General features: G+C 73.2%; 14 protein-coding genes. 1 reads left to right on the plus strand and 13 read right to left on the minus strand.

The genetic code is table 11. The annotated features are described in order from the left end of the window. Positions 1 to 38: 38 nt before the first annotated feature. The 6 genes from ACSU6L_RS06935 to ACSU6L_RS06960 all read right to left on the minus strand — a co-directional run bounded on the left by ACSU6L_RS06935 (position 39) and on the right by ACSU6L_RS06960 (position 10,597). Positions 39 to 884: an inositol monophosphatase family protein gene (locus ACSU6L_RS06935; protein WP_437054575.1), complete on the minus strand. Its 846-nt coding sequence runs from the start codon at positions 882 to 884 to the stop codon at positions 39 to 41. A gap of 100 nt (positions 885 to 984) precedes the next feature. After that, positions 985 to 2,811, minus strand: coding sequence for a gamma-glutamyltransferase family protein (locus ACSU6L_RS06940; protein WP_437054577.1), 1,827 nt, complete (start codon positions 2,809 to 2,811; stop codon positions 985 to 987). Positions 2,812 to 2,872: 61 nt separating this feature from the next. After that, entirely contained in the window at positions 2,873 to 3,967 is a 1,095-nt protein-coding gene (locus tag ACSU6L_RS06945; RefSeq protein ID WP_437054579.1) for a fatty acid desaturase family protein, read from the minus strand. A gap of 75 nt (positions 3,968 to 4,042) precedes the next feature. After that, on the minus strand, positions 4,043 to 6,217 hold the full coding sequence (locus ACSU6L_RS06950) for a protein kinase domain-containing protein (protein WP_437054581.1): 2,175 nt from the start codon (positions 6,215 to 6,217) through the stop codon (positions 4,043 to 4,045). Positions 6,218 to 6,259: 42 nt separating this feature from the next. After that, on the minus strand, positions 6,260 to 8,524 hold the full coding sequence (locus tag ACSU6L_RS06955; protein ID WP_437054583.1) for an outer membrane protein assembly factor BamB family protein: 2,265 nt from the start codon (positions 8,522 to 8,524) through the stop codon (positions 6,260 to 6,262). A 57-nt stretch (positions 8,525 to 8,581) separates the two neighbouring features. Further along, positions 8,582 to 10,597 (minus strand): outer membrane protein assembly factor BamB family protein, encoded by a 2,016-nt coding sequence (locus ACSU6L_RS06960; protein WP_437054585.1) that lies wholly within the window; start codon positions 10,595 to 10,597, stop codon positions 8,582 to 8,584. 236 nt (positions 10,598 to 10,833) lie between these two features. Between ACSU6L_RS06960 and ACSU6L_RS06965 the strand changes: the two genes are divergently transcribed. After that, on the plus strand, positions 10,834 to 11,499 hold the full coding sequence (locus ACSU6L_RS06965; RefSeq protein WP_437054587.1) for a hypothetical protein: 666 nt from the start codon (positions 10,834 to 10,836) through the stop codon (positions 11,497 to 11,499). A 19-nt stretch (positions 11,500 to 11,518) separates the two neighbouring features. On the opposite strand, the gene ACSU6L_RS06970 is transcribed toward ACSU6L_RS06965, so the two are convergent. From ACSU6L_RS06970 to ACSU6L_RS07000, 7 genes are all read right to left on the minus strand, one after another. Further along, a complete protein-coding gene (locus ACSU6L_RS06970) occupies positions 11,519 to 13,066 on the minus strand; it encodes an NCS1 family nucleobase:cation symporter-1 (RefSeq protein ID WP_437054591.1) in 1,548 nt (515 codons plus the stop codon). A gap of 126 nt (positions 13,067 to 13,192) precedes the next feature. Then, positions 13,193 to 14,215 carry a TIGR03842 family LLM class F420-dependent oxidoreductase gene (locus ACSU6L_RS06975; protein ID WP_437054592.1) on the minus strand — a complete coding sequence of 341 codons (1,023 nt, stop codon included), beginning with the start codon at positions 14,213 to 14,215 and terminating at the stop codon, positions 13,193 to 13,195. Positions 14,216 to 14,226: 11 nt separating this feature from the next. Then, entirely contained in the window at positions 14,227 to 15,630 is a 1,404-nt protein-coding gene (gene hydA, locus ACSU6L_RS06980; protein ID WP_437054594.1) for a dihydropyrimidinase, read from the minus strand. Between the two features lie 106 nt (positions 15,631 to 15,736). Then, complete coding sequence (locus ACSU6L_RS06985) at positions 15,737 to 16,579, minus strand: nitrilase-related carbon-nitrogen hydrolase (protein WP_437054596.1); 843 nt, start codon at positions 16,577 to 16,579, stop codon at positions 15,737 to 15,739. Positions 16,580 to 16,743: 164 nt separating this feature from the next. Next, positions 16,744 to 18,309: a PucR family transcriptional regulator gene (locus ACSU6L_RS06990; protein ID WP_437054599.1), complete on the minus strand. Its 1,566-nt coding sequence runs from the start codon at positions 18,307 to 18,309 to the stop codon at positions 16,744 to 16,746. Positions 18,310 to 18,332: 23 nt separating this feature from the next. Beyond that, entirely contained in the window at positions 18,333 to 19,619 is a 1,287-nt protein-coding gene (locus tag ACSU6L_RS06995) for an aspartate aminotransferase family protein (protein WP_437054600.1), read from the minus strand. Next, complete coding sequence (locus ACSU6L_RS07000; RefSeq protein WP_437054602.1) at positions 19,616 to 20,458, minus strand: nitrilase-related carbon-nitrogen hydrolase; 843 nt, start codon at positions 20,456 to 20,458, stop codon at positions 19,616 to 19,618. Before ACSU6L_RS07000 ends, ACSU6L_RS06995 begins: the two co-directional genes overlap by 4 nt. Positions 20,459 to 20,612: the final 154 nt, after the last annotated feature.

Below are 20,612 nucleotides of genomic sequence, written 5' to 3' on the forward strand. Positions count from 1 at the left end.
GCCCCGCACCGCCCCGGCCCATGGGGCGGCCGGTCCGGTCAGTGCCCGGTGGCCAGCAGGGCGGCGATCCTGCGGGCGGTCGCCGCGTCGCGGGCCGCGGTGAACGGCAGGGAGTTGCCGCCGGTGATGCGGAACGGCTCGCCGGTGAGGGTCAGATGGGCGCCGCCGGCCTCCTCGACGAGCAGCAGTCCCGCGGCGTGATCCCACGCCGCCTCCCAGGAGAAGGCTGTTCCGTCGGAATCGCCGCGGGCGACGGCCAGATACTCCAGTCCGGCGGAGCCGCAGGCGCGCGGCGCGACGCCCTCCGTGCGCAGGCCGAGCAGGGCGCGCTTCTGGTCGTCCGTGGTGTAGTCCGGGTGGGAGGTGGCGACGCGCAGGTCGCGGCCGGGCTCCGGCGGGCCGGCGTACAGCCGCTCGCCGTTCAGGAAGGCGCCCTGGCCCCTTACCGCGGTGGCGAGTTGGTCGCGGGCCGGCGCGTACGTCCAGGACGCGAGGAGCTTGCCGTGCCGGGCGAGCGCGACCAGGGTGCAGAAGCCGTCGTCGCCGTGCACGAACTGGCGCGTGCCGTCGACGGGGTCGATGATCCAGACGGGCGCGTCGCCCTGTATCGCCTCGTACGTCGCGGGGTTGGCGTGCACGGCCTCCTCGCCCACCACCACGGAACCGGGCAGCAGCGCGCCCAGCGCTTGGGTGAGGTAGAGCTCAGCCTTGCGGTCGGCGTCCGTCACCAGGTCGTGCGGGCCGCTCTTCTCGTCGACCTCGTGCGCGGCCAGCCGCCGGAAGCGCGGCATGATCTCCGCGGCGGCCGCCTTGCGGACCGCGTCCTCCACGTCGGCCGCGTGCCGGGCGAGAAACTCGTCGATGGTTTCGGTCTCTTCGATCATGACTCCATGAGACCACGCGCCACTGACAATCCTCACCCGGCCGGTGTACTCGGGGTGGAATCGGGATGAATCCCCCGTACCGTCGGCGCCCGTCACCAGATCAGCGGCCCACCGCGTACCCCTGCATGCCGCGCGGGTTCGCCGCCGCCGACAGCACGCCGGTCTCCGGGTCGCGGGCGACCGCGCACAGCCGGCCCTCCGACCAGGGCTCACCCACGGTGACGTCGTGACCACGCCGCCGCAGCTCCTCGACGACGGCCGGGTCCGTGCGGGACTCGACGGTGACGCTGCCGGGTCGCATGCCGCGCGGGTGGAAGGAGCCGGGGAAGCCGTCGTTGTGCCAGTTGGGGGCGTCGATCGCGCCCTGGAGGTCGAGGCCGCCGCGCACCGTCCCGCGCAGGGCGACGGCGAGGAGGAAGTGCAGCTGCCACTGGTCCTGCTGGTCGCCGCCGGGCGTGCCGAAGGCCATGACCGGGACGCCGTCGCGCAGGGCGAGGGACGGGGTGAGGGTGGTGCGGGGGCGGCGGCCGGGGGTGAGCGTGTTGGGCAGGCCCTCCTCGAGCCAGGTCATCTGCAGCCGGGTGCCGAGCGGGAAGCCCAGCTCGGGGACGACCGGGTTGGACTGCAGCCAGCCGCCGCTGGGCGTGGCGGCGACCATGTTGCCCCAGCGGTCGACGACGTCCAGGTGGCAGGTGTCCCCGCGCGTGCCGCCGTCGGCGCCGACGGCCGGTTCCCCCGGCACCGGCGAGGCTGGACCCTTCGCGACGGTCGGTTCGCCCGCTCCGGCGGCACCGCCGACACGTTCCGCGGCGGCCTCCACGCGCGCGTGGGCGCTGATCCGCGGCACGCGTCCGCCGGGGCTGCCGGGACGCAGCTCGTACGACGCCCGCGGCCCGACCAGGGTCCGCCGCTCGGCGTTGTAGGCGTCGGACAGCAGGTCGTCGAGCGGTACGTCGGCGGCGTCGCCGTACCAGGCCTCCCGGTCGGCCATGGCGAGCTTGCAGCCCTCGACGAGCAGGTGGACGTAGTCGGCGGACCCGTAGGGGGGCAGTTCGGGCGGGAGCAGGGCAAGCTGCTGGAGGAGGACCGGGCCCTGACTCCAGGGGCCGGCCTTGCACAGGGTCCAGCCGTTCCAGTCGTACGTCACCGGCGCCTCGTAGGAGGCCGACCAGGCGGCGAGGTCGTCGGCGGTGAGGGTGCCGGTGTGCCGGTCGCCGCTGGTGTCGAGGGTGGGGCGGCGCGCCTGGCGGACCAGGGCCTCGGCGATGAATCCGGTGCGCCACACCTCCCGCGCGGCCTCGATCTGCGCCTCGCGGTCGCCCGCGCGGGCGGTCTCGGCCAGGAGCCGCTTCCAGGTGGCGGCGAGGGCGGGATTGCGGAAGAGGCGCCCCGGCCGGGGCGGCTTCCCGCCGGGCAGGTACACCTCCGCCGACGAGGTCCACTCGGTTTCGAACAGTTCCCGTACGGTCTCGACGGTCGCGCCGACGTTGTCGACGGGCGCGTGCCCGTGCTCGGCGTAGCCGATGGCGTACTTGAGGACGTCGGCGAGCGGCTTGGTGCCGTGGTCGCGCAGGAGCAGCATCCAGGCGTCGAAGGCGCCGGGCACGGCGGCGGCCAGGGGTCCGGTGCCGGGGACGAGGTCCAGGCCGAGCGACCGGTAGTGGGCGACCGTGGCGCCGGCCGGGGCGACGCCCTGTCCGCACAGCACGCGCACCTCGCCGCCGGCCGGGGCGAGCAGGATCGGTACTTCCCCGGCCGGCCCGTTGAGGTGCGGTTCGACGACGTGCAGCACGAACGCGCCCGTCACGGCGGCGTCGTAGGCGTTCCCGCCGTCCTCCAGGACGGCCATCGCCGACTGGGAGGCCAGCCAGTGGGTGGAGGACACCATGCCGAAGGTGCCCTGGAGGGTGGGGCGGGTGGTGAACATCCGGTCTCTCACCTCTCTGGTCACGCGCGTCGGCCGGTCCGATCAGCGCACACCGGGCAGGCTATCGACGGCCCGGCGGCCTTTTCCCCTGATCCCTCTCCCGGATGGGCTCGCCGACCCGGTGCAGATGGCGGAGCACCTCGCGGTACGAGTGCAGCAGGCCGGCCTCGCAGTAGGGGATGTCCTTCTCCGCGCAGAACTCCTTGGTGATCTCGGCGGCACGGGTGAGGGCGGGGGTGGGCATGCTCGGGAACAGGTGGTGTTCCACCTGGTAGTTGAGGCCGCCCATGGCCGCGTCCACGAGACGGCCGCCGCGCACGTTGCGGGAGGTGAGCACCTGGCGGCGGAGGAAGTCGAGGTTCATCTCGGGTGTCACCATCAGCATGCCCTTGTGGTTGGGGGCGAAGACGCAGCCCAGGTAGACGCCGAGCAGCGCCTGGTTCACCGCGATGAACGCGATGGCCTTGCCGGGCGGCAGCGCGGTGAACACGGCCCCGAAGTAGCCCGCGAAGTGGGCAACCAGCAGCGCCCCTTCGAGGAACGGGCGTTTCATCGTCGGCGCGGTCAGGGCGCGGAAGCTGTTGTACTTGAGGTTGACGCCCTCCAGGAGCAGCAGCGGGAAGAACAGGTACGCCTGGCGGCGTCCGACGAACCGGGCCAGCCCGCCGGCCTGTCCGGCCTGCCGCCTCGACCACACCAGGATGTCCGGGGACACGTCCGGGTCGCGTTCCTCGTGGTTGGGGTTGGCGTGATGGCGGGTGTGCTTGTTCATCCACCAGCCGTAGCTCATGCCCATCAGCAGGTTGCCGGCGATCCGGCCGCCGATCTCGCTGGGCGCCCGCCGGCTGAACACCTGGCGGTGGGCGAGGTCGTGGCAGACCAGCGCGATCTGCGCGAGCACGACCGACAGCAGGGCCGCGACGCCGAGCTGGAGCCAGCTGTCGCCGAGTGCGAACAGCGCGTACCAGGTGCCCGCGAACGCCGCCAGCACCAGCGTGAAGCGCACCGTGTAGTAGAGGGGCCGGCGGTCGAGCAGCCCTTCCCCGGCCATACGGCGGCTGAGTTCGGCGAAGTCGCTGCCGGTGGCGGACCCGGGGCGCCGAGCGGGCCGGGGCGTGACGGAGGGAGGCGGGCTGCCCGCCAGATCGGTGTTCATGCGTTCGAGTCTGCGGACGCGCGGTGCCCGGCAGAATCGGTCTGGCCCCCGTCTTCGAGGGGGTGCAAACCCCACCTAGTCCAGGGGGACGGCCGTCAGGCGCTGCGTCTCGTGGACGTAGAGGAACCCTCCGGCGTGGACGAGGTCGACTCCCCCTTCCGACTTCACGGCCTGTGCGGAAAGGCTCCAGGCCTCCTTGCGCCGGGCGACGTCGACGGCGATCACGGCCACTCCCTCCTCCACTGTGCCGACGTAGAGCAGGCCCTTGAACGCGTCCGGCTGGGCGATGGTGCTGAGGTAGAGGTCGGAGCGCAGCGTCCACAGTTTTCCGCCGGTGAGCGGGTCGTGGGCGGTGAGGTCCTTGTCGACCGCGTACAGGACGCCGTCCGCGATCACGGGATCGGCGAACCCGGTCGCCAGCGGCGACGCGGATTCGAGTTCCCAGGTGATGTCGCCCGTGGCGAGGTCCACCGCCCAGATGCTCGAAGCCGCGGTGTAGGCGTGGGTCCGCGATGCCACCGGGCGGCCGAGCGTGTCCAGGGGGTCGCCGCCGTCCAGCAGCCGCCGGGTCCACAACGGCTCGCCGCCGCGGCGGTCGAATGCGAACATGAGTTCAGGGTCGGTGCAGACCAGCCGCTCGCCCGTCACGACCGCGGAGACGAACGGACCGCTTCCCGTCTCGTCGCGGTGGGCCTCGATCGGCCGGCTCCAGCGGATGCGCCGCGCCGCCACGTCGTAGGCCAGGACCCGGGACACGCTCAGGGCTGAACCGAAGTCGTCGTAGACGTGGAGGTAGACGGTGTCGCCGTCGGTGGCGATCACGTTGAACAGCGCGTCGTCCAGTTCATGGGGGTCACCGGCCGGGCCGGCGACCTTGCCGGTTCTCAGGTCGACGCGGCCGAACGAGCGGTCGCCGGTCTCCGGGTCGGTGACCATCCCGTACGCCCGTCCGTCGAAGGCCGCGACGCGCACGTTCGACGCGTTCTCACGCCACAGCTGGGAGCCGTCCTTGGCGGAGAGTGCGACGCCGGACGTGAAGGCGACTCCGTCGGCCGATATCGGGTCGTCGTAGGCGTCGCGCAGGGGCACGGACCAGCGAGGGCGGGGGGCCGTGCCGGGCGGCCGGCCGCCGGAGTCCTTGGAGGAGGCCGGTCCGCTCCCCTTCGCGGGCGTTCCGCCGCCGGAGCCGCCGAACCCGCCCGCGGCGAGGAGCGTGGCCGCGGTGCCGGTGGCCAGGACGCCGCCGACGGCCGCCACGAGGACCGCCCGGCGGGAGAGCCGGCCGGTGCGTGGGGCGGGACCGGCGCTGTCCGGCTCCCCTCGCGCGGGGGTACCGGCGTCCGCGACGCCTCCGGCGGTGGGCACTTCGCCGATTCTGCGGGTGATGTCGGCGAGCACCGGGCCGGGCAGGGTGTCGGCGAACGCCGTGGCGTCGAACGGCCCCCACGCCGCCGCGATCCGCCCCGGCTCGGGCCGGTGTCCCGGCGTCTTGTGCAGGCAGGCGGCGAGGACGTCCCGCAACCCGGCGGGCAGGTCCGCGAGTTCGGGCTCGGCGTCGCGGACCAGCACCATCGGGTCCTGGCCGTCCCGGCCGTCGAAGGGCCCGTGTCCGGTGGCGGCGAACACCAGGACGGAGCCGAGTGCGAAGACGTCGCCCTCCGGGCCGTGCTCCTCGCCGCGCACCTGCTCGGGTGACATGTACGCCGGGGTCCCGATCACCTGGCCGGTGGAGGTGAGCCGCCGCGCGCCGAGAGCCCGGGCGATCCCGAAGTCGATGAGCCGGGGGCCCGCCGGGGTGAGGAGGACGTTGGAGGGCTTCAGGTCGCGGTGCACCAGCCCGGACCGGTGCAGGGCCCGGAGGGACTCGGCGAGGGCGGTGCCCAGGCCCCGCACGGTGTCCTGCGGCAGGGGGCCGCCGAGCCGTACGGCGTCCCGCAGCGAGGGGCCGATGAGGTACGCCGTGGCCAGCCACGGCCGCGCCGCGTCGGGGTCGGCGTCGACGACCTCCGCGGTGTGCAGCGGGCCGAGGCTGCGGGCGGCCTCCGCCTCGAGCCGGAAACGGTCCCGGAGTCCGGGTTCGTCCGCGAGCTCCGGGTGGATCGTCTTCAGCGCGACCAGCCGCCCGCCGGCGGACCGTGCCAGGTAGACGGTGCCCATGCCGCCGCTGCCGAGCCGGCCGGCCAGCGTGAAGCCGGCGACGTGTGCGGGGTCGTCCGGCAGCAGCGGGAGGATCGGGGAGTTGACCGGCATCGCAGCGCGCTCCTTGAGGTGAATGGGCCGGTGGATCGGCCGTCAGATCGTGGGTACGGCGATGACCGCCGACGGCTGGCCCACGAGAACGGCGCCCGGGACCACGGCCAGCTGGAAGGGGTCGTGCGGCTCCAGACCCACCGGCGACAGCTGCCACACGAGTTCGCCGGACTCGGTGTCGAACGCGGTGACGTGCTCGGGCGTCGGTACGAGGAGCAGCCGGCCGGAGTCGCTGACCGCCATGCCGCCGACGCGGGCGTTCGCTGTGCCCCTCGGCATGTACCGCTGCCAGCGGCGCCGGCCGGTTCGGGCCTCGTAGGCGCTCACTTCGGTGCCGCCCTGGACGTAGACGGTGCCCCGGTCGAGGGTGAGGGGCGCGGCGTCGCCCAGGGTCGACTCCTCCCACAGCCGGCGGCCGGTGGTCAGGTCCCTGGCGTGGAGACTGCCCAGGCCGACCGCGAACAGCTTCCCCGAGCCGTCCGTGAGCGTCGGGCTGTCGGGCTCGACGTCGTCGAAGGACCGCGTCCACCGGTGTTTCCCGGTGGCCCGGTCGAAACCGGCGAACCGCTTGGTGGCCGTCTCCAGCTCCTCGTCGGAGGAGAGCCCCGTGCCGTCCTTGCCTTCGAGTACGAGGGTGTCGCCGGACCCGCCGAGCAGGGCGGCGGTGCCGCCGAAGCCGTCGGGCACCGGGGTCCGCCAGCGCTGCTCGCGCCGGACGAAGTCGAACGCGGCGAGGTGGAGTTCGTGGTGCTGGAGGTCGGTGCGCTTCCCGAGGAGCACCCAGGCGGTGTCACGGCGCACCCCGAGCACTTTCGTCACCTCCAGGCCGTCGTCCGCGAGACCTCTCTCGTAGGCGCTGTCGACCCATTCCCGCCGGCCGTCCCGCAGGTCGCACACGGTGAGCCCGTCGAACGTGTACAGCAGCGCCCGGCGCCCGGAGGCCTGCCAGACGGGGGCGGTGCCTTTCAGCTCCTGGACCTGCCACACCGCCTTGCCGGACGTCAGGTCCAGCCCGCGCGCCGACTCGCCCTGCACGACGACGGCACGGCCCGCCGCCGTCACCGGGACCAGCCTGGTCCTGCCGGTCGGGTCGTCGTACCGCCACAGCGCGGTCGGCGGCAGTCCGGTGAGGGCACGGCCGCGTGCGGGCCGCTTCGGCCCCGAGGCGCCGGCCGAGTCTGGGGTGTCGTCGCGTGCCGCCGTCCAGGCGAAAACCGCGCCACCGCCGAGCACCGCGCCGACGGCGCCGCCGAGCATCCGGCCCAGCAGCACGCGCCGGGTGGGGGACGGCGGTTCGGACGGGGTCCGCCGCGTCGTCGCCGCGGGCCGCAGCGGGAGCGTTCCCGTCGGCCGCGCCGCGGTCGCTGGCCCCGCGGCCACCCGCGTGGGCGGCTCCGTGACGGCGGCCCGCGTCGGTGTGTCCGTCTCCACCCGCGTCGGCGCGGGCTCGTCCGGTGCGCCCTCCAGCGCGAAGACCTCCTGTGCCCGTGCGGCCAGTGCGGCGACGACCCGGCCCGGCAGCCTGTCCTCGCCCGTGGCAGGCCCGGCGAGTGCCGGGTTCCGCGCGAGTTCCGGTGCCGTCGGCCGCTCGTCCGGTACGGTGGACAGGGCGCGGGAGACGACCTCGGCCAGGTCGTCGGGCAGGCCTGCCAGGTCGGGGTCGGTCCGGGCGGCGCGGTAGGCGAGCTCCGGCGGCGCGCCGTCCCCGAACGGCAGCCGGCCGAGGGCGGTGTGCGCGAGCAGCACGCCGAGCGCGAACACGTCCGCGGCCGGCGAGGGCTGCCCGCCGCCCAGTACCTCGGGGGCGAGATAGGGGGCGGGCGCGGTGGTGAGGCGGGTGCCGGGGGGCGGCCCCTGGTGGACACGGCAGGCGTCCAGGGCCGGGAGCAGCGGGCCTCGCGCGGTCAGCCACACGCCCTCGGGCGCGACGGCGCCGTACACGACGCCCGCCGCGTGCAGTCCGGCGAGTGCCCCGGCGACGGCGCCGCCCATGGCGCGCACGCCGGCCACCGGCAGCGGACCGTCCACCTCGTCCAGCCCCACCGCGGGCGTCAACGCCACGGCGAGCCAGGCCGGTTCGGTGTCGAGGCCGGCGCCGAGCCGGGCGGGGACCCCGGCGACCGGTGTGCCGCGCAGCGCGGCGGCCGCCGCGCGGGCCGCCTCGGGGAGGACGACGACGAGCACGGTGGTGCCGTCCCGGTCCCGCCCGACGAAGCGAGGCGTGCCCGCGGTGCCGGTACGCGGCCATCGGGCCAGGAGCCGATACGGCCCGAGGGCGCGCGGGTCTTCGTCTCTGAGGGGCTGCACGGCGGTGTTCTCCTCACACTCTCGGACTCGGTCGTCGCGCGTGGTTCTGCCGTCGCGTCACAGGCCGGGCAGGGCGTGCACCGCGGTGCCGCGCTGCCACACGACACAGTTCCCGGTGGCGGCCGTGCCGCGCCAGGGGGCGTCGCCGGAGCCGGCGGCGGTGAAGCGGTACTGCTCGGCCGCACGCTGCCTGTGAACGACGAGAATTCCCCGCTCGGGGTTGCGCAGCGCGGCGTACACACCGGAGCCGGCCACCACGGGGGCCGCGTCGGCGGCCAGCGAGTCGTCCGCGAGGACCGTCCACGAGGCGGTGCCCCGGGCGGCGTCGACCGCGCGCAGCTGCGAGCCGTCCACCACGTACACCCGGCCGTCGTCGAGCGCGGGGGTGCCGAATCCGTCGTCCTCCTCCGCGGTGACCGACCACAGCCGGCTGCCGTCGCCCGGGTCGAGACCGGTCAGTCGCTCACCGCCCAGCACCACGAGGTTCTCGGCGAGGGCGGGGGTCACGCCGGCCCGGGCTCCGGTGTCCCGGCGCCAGACCACGGCGCCGTCGGCGGCCGACAGCGCGGTGACCGAGCCGTTCCCGGCCAGCAGGAGCAGGTCCCCGCCGGCTGTCGCGGTGAGGTCCGCGCCGTCCGCCTCGGAGGGCACGGCGACCCGCCACCGGCGCCCGCCGTCGGCCAGGCGCAGGGCGTGGATCCGCCGGTCGGAGCCCGTGCCGTAGACCACGCCGCCGTCCGAGGCGAGCAGCCGGGACAGCCGTACGCCTGCCACGCGCAGCCGCACCTGTCCCGAGGCGGCGTCCAGGACGGTCGGGACGCCGTCCTCCAGGAGGACCGGAGCGGCACCGCCGAGCACCGCCTCGACGCGCGTACGCCGTCGCCAGCGTTCCTCCCCGGACACCGGGTCGTGGGCCACGACACCGCCGTCGGCGTGTGCCGTCAGCACGACCGGACCGGCGGCCACCGGTCTGAACGCCGGCTTCGCCGCGCCTTTCCGGTACGACCACAACGGCGGCGGGACCTCGCCCGGCGACCCCGTCCAGCGGGGCGCCGCCGCCGGCTCGTCCCGCGTTCCGCCTCGGGAGCCGTACCAGAACGCCGCCGCGCCGCCGAGCAGGACCGCGCTCCCGGCGCCGGCGATCAGCTGACGACGCGTCACGTCGACGCGTGATGGAGCCAGTTCCGCCGCGGCGCGTTCGAGGCGGGCCGCGTCGCCGGCGACGGGAGCGGGGAGCCAGGACGCGGTACGGCGCCGTGCCGCGCCCTGGGGGTCCAGTTCCTCGGCCAGCTCGGCGGGGCCGGGACGGCGCCGCGGGTCGTGGTCCAGGCAGCGGCGCAGCACCGGCACGAGGGCGGCGGGCAGTCCGGACAGGTCGGGTTCCTCGTAGGCGATGAGGAAGCTCGCCATGGCCGGGTGGTCGCCGTGGAAGAGATGGCGCCCGGTGGCGGCGTACGCCAGCACCGCGCCGAGCGTGAACACGTCGCTGGGCGGGCCCAGTTCGCCGCCCAGCACCTGCTCGGGAGACATGTAGCCGACGGATCCCGGCCGCTGCCCGGTGACCGTGAGGGTCGTGTCGCCGCGGACGCGGGCTATGCCGAAGTCGACGACCCGTGGCCGGTCGGCGGGCAGCAGCACGTTGGACGGCTTGAGGTCGCGGTGCACCACCCCGGCGGCACCCAGCGCGGCCAGCGCGCGGGCCAGCGCCCCGCCCAGGGCGCCGACCGCGGGCACCGGCAGCGCGCCGTGCCGCTCGACCGCCGTCGCGAGCGTCGGTCCGGGGACGAACTCCGTGGCGAGCCACGGGACCGCGCCGTCCAGGTCGGAGTCCAGTGTGCGGGTGAGGTAGGGGCTGCGCACCGTGGCGGCGGCGGTCACCTCGCGCTGGAAGCGGGCGCGTATCCCGGGCTCCCGCAGCAATTCGGGCAGCACGGTCTTCACCGCGGCCCGCCGCCGTCGGCCCAGGCCGAGATAGACGGTGCCCATGCCGCCCGCGCCGAGCACGCCCACCAGCCGGTACGGGCCCAGCGTCCGCGGCGCGCCGGGAGCCGGGGCGGCGATCGCGGGTGTCATGGCCGCGATGGTAGGTGAGCGCACGGCGGTGTGCGGGCGATGCGCGGGACGCGCGCGGGCGGTGGGCGGCCCACCGCAGGGACATAGGGGCATATACAGCCCACGGACGGATGGCCGCAGTTACCGCGCGGGCACGGAGCGAGTTGGCACTTCCGCCCCACAAGGAGTCGTGTGACACTGTCGTCCCGTCCGCAGTGCGGACTCCTTTCCGCACCGACCCCCACGAGAAGTGCGCCGTGCGTTCTCTTCCCCTGCCGCTCGCCCTCACCGCGCGACTGACCCCGGTCGCCGTGCTCGCCTGTGCCGGCTGGGCCCTCACCTCCGGGCCCGGGACGGCCTCCCCCGCCGAGGCCAAGGCACCGCGCGAGACCGGCTCCCGGTCCGCGTCCGCGCCGTCGACCACGGCGGTGTCCAAGACGTACACCGCCGCCCCGGCGCCGTGCGACAGCGTGGCCGGGAAGACGGTCGCCTCGCTGGTGCCCGGCGCCAAGCCGGCGGGGAAGGAGATCCCGTCCACGGACACCTCGGTGCGCCGCACCTGCTCCTGGAACGCCCTGAAGGGCTACGACTACCGGTGGCTCGACGTCTCCTTCGAGATAAGCGACTCGGACGAGCAGGCGCAGAAGCAGTACGAGGACCGGATGGCGGAGCGCGGCGGCGGCGGGCCGGTGCCGGGCCTCGGCGACACGGCGTACTCCGTCGTGAACCTCACCACCGAGGACAAGCAGGAGACCCGTGAGGGCGTGGTGCTGGTCCGCGCGGCCAACGCGCTGGTGACGGTGACGTACAACGGCTCCGACTTCGAGAACCGGACGGCACCCGCCACCGATGTGATCAACAAGGGCGCCATCAAGGCCGCGAAGGACGCGGTGGCCGCGCTGGAGGACGGCGGCGCGGGCTGACCGGCCGCCGCCCCCGGCGTCAGCGGGCGGCCCGCTCCCGGCGCGGCGGCATCAGCGCCACGTACAGCAGCAGCGAGGCCGCGAGGCCGACCGCCCAGCCGTAGTCGGCGAGCGGCTTGAGGAACGGGATCAGACCGTCCGCCGGGAACGGGCCGGACTTCGTCCCGTCCGCGCCCACCGTCGAGTACGAACCGCCGACCGCCAGCACCCCGCCGACCGCGAAGGCCGCCAGGGCACGCCAGTTCCAGCCGCCGGAGTACCAGTAGCGCCCGCCGGGCGTGTAGAGGTCCGCGAGGTGGAGCACGGTGCGGCGGACGATCCAGTAGTCGGCGATCAGGATGCCCGCGACCGTGCCGAGCAGCCCGCCGACCACACCGAGCCAGGTGAAGATGTAGAACTCGGGCGTGGAGATCAGCTTCCACGGGAAGATCAGCACGCCGACGACGCCGGTGATCAGCGCGCCGGTGCGGAAGGTGATGAACTTCGGCGCCAGGTTGGCGAGGTCGTACGCCGGGGACACGACGTTCGCCGCGATGTTCACCGACACGGTGGCGATCAGCACGGTGACGAGCGCGAAGAGCAGGCCGAAGGCGTTGTCCGCCCGGGCGGCGAGGGTGACCGGGTCCCAGATCGCCTCCCCGTAGACCGCCTGGGAGCCGGAGGTGACCAGCACGGCGAGGATCGCGAACAGCGTCATCGTCGTGGGCAGACCGAGCGACTGGCCCCAGGTCTGTGCCTTCTGGCTGGCGCCGAAGCGGGTGAAGTCGGGAATGTTGAGGGACAAAGTGGCCCAGAAACCTATCATCCCCATGAGGGACGGGAAGAAGACCGGCCAGAAGTCGGCGCCCCAGCCCAGCTCCGACGGCTGCGACAGCAGCTCGCCGAATCCGTCCGCCTTCACCGCGATCCAGATCAGCAGCACGAACGCGCCGACGATGACGAAGGGCGCGGCCCAGTTCTCGAAGTGCCGCAGGAAGTCCATGCCGCGGTGGATGATCGCGATCTGCAGCGCCCAGAAGAGCAGGAAGCACAGCCACAGCGGCCAGGGGTGGCCCGCGATCCGCCCCGCGTTCTCCCACTCGCCGCCGGTGAGCTTGGAGCCGAGCGCGAAGACGCCGCTGCCGCCGATCCAGGTCTGGATGCCGAACCAGCCGCAGGCCACGGCGGCCCGGATGAGCGCGGGGACGTTGGCGCCGCGCAGCCCGAACGAGGCGCGGGCGAGCACCGGGAAGGGAATGCCGTACTTGGGTCCGGCGTGGCCGGTGGCCAGCATCGGCAGCAGCACGACGACGTTGGCGAGGGCGATGGTGAACACCGCCTGCTTCCAGTCCATGCCGAGGGCGACCAGGCCGGAGGCCAGGGTCCAGCTGGGGATGCAGTGCGCCATGGAGATCCACAGCGCGGCGAAGTTGTACGTCGTCCAGGTGCGCTGCGCGACCGGGACGGGACGCAGGTCGTCGTTGGCGAAGGGGCTGTCGGCGGGGAAGGCCTCGGGGGCCAGTTCTATCCGGCCTTCGGCATCGGAGGGCTGGGCGGCGGGCGACCCCGTGGGAACGGTTTCGGTCATGGGCAGGCCAATCGAACGGAGGGGAACGGGAAAGGCCGTGCGGAGGCCTTGGGCCCCTCCCCGGGACGGCGGGGAGGGGGGACAAGGTGTGGGGGGTCGGATCCTCGGAGAACTTCCGGTGTGCGGTCAGGCGTTGACCGCGGGGATGATCCGCGTGCCGTACGCGTCGATCACCGCTTCCTGAGCGTCGTGCATGTCGTAGACGGCGAACTGGTCGACGCCCAGGTCGCGCAGCTTCCTCAGCTTCTCGATGTGCGCGGCCGGCGTGCCGATCAGGCAGAACCGGTCCACGATCTCGTCGGGCACGAACTGCGTGTCCGGGTTGCCGCTGCGCCCGTGGTGCGAGTAGTCGTAGCCCTGCCGGGCCTTGATGTAGTCGGTGAGTTCGTCGGGGACCATCGAGGAGTGCTCGCCGTACCTGGAGACCAGGTCCGCGACATGGTTGCCCACCATCCCGCCGAACCAGCGGCACTGTTCCCGGGCGTGGGCCAGCGCCTCGGGCGAGTCGTCCTCGGTGACGTACGCCGGGGCGGCGACGCAGACCGTCACCTCGGACGAATCACGGCCGGCGGCGGCCGCGGCGTCCTTGACAGCCTTGACCATGTACTCGGTGAGGTAGAGGTCGGCGAGCTGGAGGATGAAGCCGTCCGCCTCCTCACCGGTCATCTTCAGCGCCTTCGGCCCGTACGCCGCCATCCAGACCGGCAGTTGGGCGCCCGGCTTGATCCACGGGAACCTGACGACCGTCCCGCCGCCGAGGTCGGCCTCCTCGCCGCGGCCGAGGGCCCGGATGACCTTCATGGCGTCGCTGATCCGGGCCAGGGTGTTGGGCTTGCGGCCGGCCACGCGCATCGCGGAGTCGCCGCGTCCGATGCCGCACACCGTGCGGTTGCCGAACATGTCGTTGAGGGTGGCGAAGGTGGAGGCGGTGACCTCCCAGGTGCGGGTGCCCGGGTTGGTGACCATCGGGCCGATCTTCAGTTTCTGCGTGTTGGCGAGGATCTGGCTGTAGATCACGAACGGTTCCTGCCACAGCACGGCGGAGTCGAAGGTCCAGCCGTAGCGGAAGCCGTTGCGCTCGGCGCGTTTCATCAGGCTGATGACGCGTGAGGCGGGCGGGTCGGTCTGCAGGACGAGTCCGAAGTCCATGAGCGCCACTCCTAGGTGAGGTACTGGCAGGTGGAGCGGGGAACGTAGGCGCCGTGCCCGGCGTGTCCGGTGTACTCCCGCTCGGTGACGACGGGGACCCCGCGCGACAGCACGGTCTCGACCCGGCCGGTGACGCGTTTGCCCTCGTACGCCGAGTAGTCGACGTTCATGTGGTGCGTCTCGGCGGACAGGACCTGCTCGGCGTGCGGGTCGTAGACGACGACGTCGGCGTCCGCGCCCGGGGCGAGGGTGCCCTTCTTCGGGTACAGGCCGAACATCCGGGCCGGGGTGGCGCAGGCGATCTCGATCCAGCGGCGGCGTGAGATGTGCCCGTCGACGACGGCCTGGTGGAGCAGGTCCATCCGGTTCTCCACGCCCGGCAGCCCGTTGGGGATCTTGGAGAAGTCGCCGCGGCCCAGCTCCTTCTGGCCGGTGAAGCAGAACGGGCAGTGGTCGGTGGAGACGACCTGGAGGTCGTTGGTGCGCAGGCCCCGCCACAGCCTGGCCTGGTGCTCCCTCGGGCGCAGGGGCGTGGAGCACACGTACTTGGCGCCCTCGAAGTCCGGTTCGGCGAGGTTGTCCGTCGACAGGAACAGATACTGCGGGCAGGTCTCGCCGAAGACGTTCAGCCCCTCGTCGCGGGCCCTGGCCAGCTCGGCGACCGCCTCCGCCGCCGAGACGTGCACGACGTACAGGGGCGCCCCGGCGACCTGCGCGAGCCGGATCGCCCGGTGGGTGGCCTCGGCCTCCAGCAGGGCCTTGCGGACCTCGCCGTGGTAGCGGGGGTCGGTCTCGCCGCGGGCGAGGGCCTGCGCCACGAGCACGTCGATGGCGATGCCGTTCTCCGCGTGCATCATGATCAGGCCGCCGTTCTCGGCGGAGCGCTGCATGGCGCGCAGGATCTGGCCGTCGTCGGAGTAGAAGACTCCCGGGTAGGCCATGAACTGCTTGAACGACGTGACGCCCTCCTCGACGAGGAGGTCCATCTCCTTCAGGGTCTCGTCGTTGACGTCGGAGACGATCATGTGGAAGCCGTAGTCGATCGCGCAGTTGCCCTCCGCCTTCGCGTGCCAGGCGTCGAGGCCTTCGCGCAGCGCCTGTCCGACGCTCTGCACGGCGAAGTCGACGATCGTTGTGGTGCCGCCCCAGGCCGCGGCCCGGGTGCCGGTCTCGAAGGTGTCGGAGGCGAAGGTGCCGCCGAACGGCAGCTCCATGTGGGTGTGGACGTCGACGCCGCCCGGGATGACGTACTTCCCGGTGGCGTCGATGATCCGCTCGGCCGTCCACGCCTCGGCGGCGGGGGTGCCGGAGGCGGCGAGGGCGGCGATGCGGCCGTCCTCGATCAGGACGTCGGCGTGGATCTCGTCGGAGGCGGTGATGACGAGGCCGCCGCGGATGATGGTCCGGCTGCTCATGTCGTGGTCGCTCCTCGCGGGTGTCGGGTGCAGGTTGTCTGTGGCTGGTCGCGCCCGCGCGGCGGCAGCCGCGTGCCAAGCACGGCCCCGCGCCCCTGAAGGGCGTCTACGGTGCCGTCAGTGGCGAATACGCCCCCGGCGCCCTGTCCCGGTAGAACTGCCAGCGGTCCCTGACCTCTCGCAGCTTCGCCATGTCGAGGTCCCGGACGACCAGTTCGGTCTCCTTGTCGCTCGCCACCTCGCCGACGAACTGGGCCTCCGGGTCCACGAAGTAGGAGGTGCCGTAGAAGTCGTTGTCGCCGTACTCCTCGACGCCCACCCGGTTGATCGCGCCGACGAAGTACTCGTTGGCGACGGCCGCCGCCGGCTGTTCCAGCTGCCAGAGGTAGCCGGACAGGCCGCGCGAGGTCGCCGACGGGTTGAAGACGATCTCGGCGCCCGCGAGGCCGAGCGCCCGCCAGCCCTCGGGGAAGTGGCGGTCGTAGCAGATGTAGACGCCGATCCTGCCGACGGCGGTGTCGAAGACGGGCCAGCCGGAGTTGCCGGGCCGGAAGTAGAACTTCTCCCAGAAGCCCCTGACCTGCGGGATGTGGGTCTTGCGGTACTTGCCGAGGTACGAGCCGTCCGCGTCGATCACGGCGGCGGTGTTGTAGAGGACGCCGGGCTGCTCCTCCTCGTACATCGGCAGCACGAGGACGATGCCCAGCTCTTTCGCGAGGGCCTGGAAGCGCCGCACGATCGGCCCCTCGGGGATCCGCTCGGCGTACTCGTAGAAGGCGGGGTCCTGGACCTGGCAGAAGTACGGCCCGTAGAACAGCTCCTGGAAGCACAGGACTCGGGCGCCCTGCGCGGCGGCGTCGCGGGCCGCCTGTTCGTGCACCCGGATCATCGACTCCTTGTCGCCGGTCCAGGCGGTCTGGAAGACGGCGGCGCGGATCACTCGGCTCATCGGGACCTCCGGTCGCTCCGGTAGCTCGGTGTGCCGTGAGCGTAGGGAGCCCGGCCGCCCGCTTTGAGGTGCACCGTGTCACGTCTGCGGGCGGGCGGCGTGCCACCGTGTCACGTTGCGACGAGCCCATGTTTCACCGCCGTTTTCCCAGGTAGTTCCATGTTTCACCGCTGTTGCGCGTCATGCGCGAGGAGCGCGATGTGCACCGAGGCGGCCTGCTCGAAGTCGTCGAGGTCGACACCGAGGCGGGTTTGTATCGCCTCCAGGCGGCGGTAGAGCGCGGGCCGGGAGACATGGTGGAGCTGGGCGGTGCGGGATTTGTTGCGGCCGGTGGCCAGATACGTCCGCAGCACCGCCAGCAGACCGTCGTCGCCGAGGCCGAGCAGCCCGTCCAGCTCCCGCTCGGCGAACGACTGCACCTGCGGGTCGTCCCGCAGCAGCCGGATCAGGCCGCGCAGGTGTACGTCCTTCAGGCGGACGACCGCCGGGAGGTCGAGGGCGGCCGAGGACCCGGCCACGGCGTCCGCGACATGCCGGGCCTCGCGCAGCCCGGCGGGGACGTCGTCCCAGTCGGTGCGCGCGTCGGCGGCGGCCACCACGGCGGGCCGGCCGTGCTGGCCCAGCCGGGCGGCGAAGTGCCCGGTGAGCGCTTCGGCGTCCTGGTCGCGGGCCAGGCTGAGCAGCACGGCGGCGGCCCCGTCGGCCAGCTCGGCAGCCAGCCCCGGCAGGCCCAGCAGGCGCAGCACCCGGTCGAGGCGGGCCGGATCGCCGTCGCGGACGACCAGCGGGACGAAGGTCCGCCGGTTGACGGGCAGTCCGGCGGCGCGGGCGCGGGGCAGCAGCTGCCGGGCCGGTACGGTCCCGCCGACCAGGTCGGTGAGCAGGCTCTGGGCGGACTGCTCCTCCCAGCTGTGGGCGGCGCCGCCGAGCATCCGGTGCAGGACCAGGGCCTCGGCGGCCCGGTCGGCGAGCAGCCGGCCGGCGGCGGTGTCGCCGCGGTGGCCGCACAGCACGAGCTGTCCCCACCGCTCGCCCCGTCCGCCCAGCTCGGCGCGGATCCAGCCGTCGCCTTCCCGGCCTCCGGCCTGCCGGGCGATGCGTTCCCAGTCGCGCAGCACGTCGTCGACCGCGGGGCGTTCGCCCGCCGTGGCCAGCACCCGGTGGGCGAGGTTGGTGACGACGACGGGGCAGCCGCTGTGCCGGGCGATCTCGTCGAGGAGCCGCTGCAGCGGGGCGCCCGCGGTGATCAGCCCGGTGAGGGTGGTCCGCACCGCCTCGGAGAGGCTGACGGCGGCGAAGTTGCGGCGCACCAGCCGGGACTGCACCTCCTCCGTCAGCTGGGCGAACGGGAACGGCCGGTGCAGCACGACCAGGGGCAGCCCGCACCGTTCGGCGGCCCGCCGCATCACGTCCGGCGGGGCGGGGAAGGCGCGGCCCAGTCCGAGGACGACGGCCGCGGCCTCCGCGCGGTGCAGGGAGCGGATGTACTCGGCCTGCTTCTCCTCGTCGCCGACGAGCAGCACGCCGGTGGTGAGCACCATCTCGCCGCCGCTGAGCATCACCCCGACGTCGTCGGCCTCGGCGACGTGCACCCAGCGCACCGGCCGGTCGAGCCGGTCGGCGCCCGCCACGACCTCGGGTTCGCCGGCCAGCACCCGTTCCAGGGTGAGCACCTGGCGGACCGACAGCGCGGGCTCCAGGGATTCCCAGGGCTGCAGGGTTGTGGCCATGGCGACGTTCCCCCACTCGGTGACTACTGGACGCTTCTCAGAGCCTGTTCGAGGATCGCGGCGCCCTCCTCGGCCTCCGCGACCGTGAGGGACAGCGGCGGGACGATCCGGATCGCGCTGGTGTTGTGCCCGCCGCCCTTGCCGATGAGCAGCCCGCCCTCGCGGGCCGACTCCAGCACGGCCGCCGCGGCCTCCGGGGCGGCCTCGCCGGTGCCGGGCTTCGCCAGCTCGACGCCGATCATCAGCCCCCGCCCGCGCACCTCCCGGACCAGCGGAAGCTGCGCGGCGACGGCCCGCAGCCGTTCGATGAGCAGCCCGCCGACCCGCCGGGCGTTGCCCTGGAGATCGTGTTCCAGCAGGTAGGTGAGGTTGGCGAGGCCCGCGGCCATGGTGATCTGGGTGCCGCCGAACGTGGAGATGCTGTTGGCGTCCAGGCAGTTCATGATCTCGGAGCGGGCGATGACCCCGCCGATGGACATGCCGTTGCCGATGCCCTTGGCGAAGGTCACGATGTCCGGCGGGCCGCTGCGGGCGTGCGCCTGCCAGCCCCAGAAGTGCTCGCCGGTGCGGCCCCACCCGGTCTGCACCTCGTCGGCGATCCACAGCACGCCGCGCTCGTGCAGCACCTCGCGGAAGGCCGCGTACAGGCCGTCCGGCGGGGAGGTGAAGCCGCCGACGCCCTGGATGGGCTCGGCGATCAGCGCGGCGGGCGGGCGGGTGTGGCCGAGCAGGTCCTTCAGGTCCTCGACGCAGGCCTCGATGAACGCGCGGTCGTCGAGCGCGGCGAACGGGCCGCGGGTGCGGACACCGCCGTGCACGTACAGGGTCTGCAGCGGGGACAGGGAGGTCGGGGACCAGCCGCGGTTGCCGGTGACGCCGACGGCGGAGAAGGAGCGGCCGTGATAGCTGTTGCGCATCGCGAGGACGGTGTTGCTGCGCCGGTAGGTGGTGGCCAGCAGCAGCGCCGTGTCGTTCGCCTCGGTTCCGGAGGTGGTGAAGAAGACGCGGGCGTCGGGGATGCCGCTCACCTGGGCGACGCGCTCGGCGAGTTCGACCATCGGGCGGTTCAGGTACAGGGTTGAGGAATGCAGGATCCGCCCGGCCTGCTCGCTCACCGCCTTGGTCACCTCGGGCAGGGCGTGGGCGGTCATCGTGGTGAGGATGCCGCCGAAGAAGTCGAGGTACCTGCGGCCGGCCGCGTCCCAGACGTACCGGCCCTCGCCGTGGGTGATCTCGATCGGGTCCTCGTAGTAGAGGGAGAGCCATTCCGGCATGACGGCCCGGTGCCGTCCCAGCAGGTCCTTGGTCACGGCCGCACCAGCCCTTCGTACGCGTCGGGGCGGCGGTCGCGGTAGAACGCCCACTGCTGCCGCACCTGCTCGATCAGGTCGAAGTCGAGATCGCGGACCACCAGCTCCTCCTCGCTGTCGCTGGCGGTCTCCCCCACGAACTGCCCGCGCGGGTCCACGAAGTAGCTCGTGCCGTAGAAGTCGTTGTCGCCGTACTCCTCCCGGCCGACGCGGTTGATCGCGGCGACGAAGTACTCGTTGGCGACGGCCGCGGCGGGCTGCTCCAGCCGCCACAGGTAGGAGGAGAGCCCGCGGTGGGTGGCCGACGGGTTGTAGACCAGCTGGGCGCCGTTCAGGCCGAGTTGGCGCCAGCCCTCCGGGAAGTGGCGGTCGTAGCAGATGTAGACGCCGACCTTGCCCACGGCGGTGTCGAAGACGGGCCAGCCGAGGTTGCCCGGTTTGAAGTAGTACTTCTCCCAGAAGCCCTTGACCTGGGGGATGTGGTGCTTGCGGTACTTGCCGAGGTAGGAGCCGTCGGCGTCGATCACGGCGGCGGTGTTGTAGTAGAAGCCCGACTGCTCGACCTCGAACACCGGCACCACGATCACCATGCCGGTCTCGCGGGCCAGCTCCCGCATCCGGCGCACGGTCGGCCCGTCGGGGACCGGCTCGGCCCAGCGGTAGTGCTCGGGTTCCTGGACCTGGCAGAAGTACGGGCTGTTGAAGACCTCCTGGAAGCCGATGACCTTCGCTCCCCGGCGGGCCGCCTCACGGGCGTGCTCCTCGTGTTTCGCCACCATGGACTCCGTGTCGCCGGTCCAGGTCGCCTGGACCAGGGCGGCGCGTACGACGTTGGCCATGAGCTGCTCCTTCGACGGGACGTCAGAGCCTCTACGCCCGTAGAAACAGGCCGTAGAGGGACGAACGTATGCCTAGGGGAAGGCCTTGCCAAGACCATCGTCGGCAACCCGCCAAGTCGGCCCTGTTTCACACTCCTGTGGGTGATCGGCGCGG

Source organism: Streptomyces sp. enrichment culture (assembly GCF_964272855.1).
Lineage (GTDB): Bacteria > Actinomycetota > Actinomycetes > Streptomycetales > Streptomycetaceae > Streptomyces.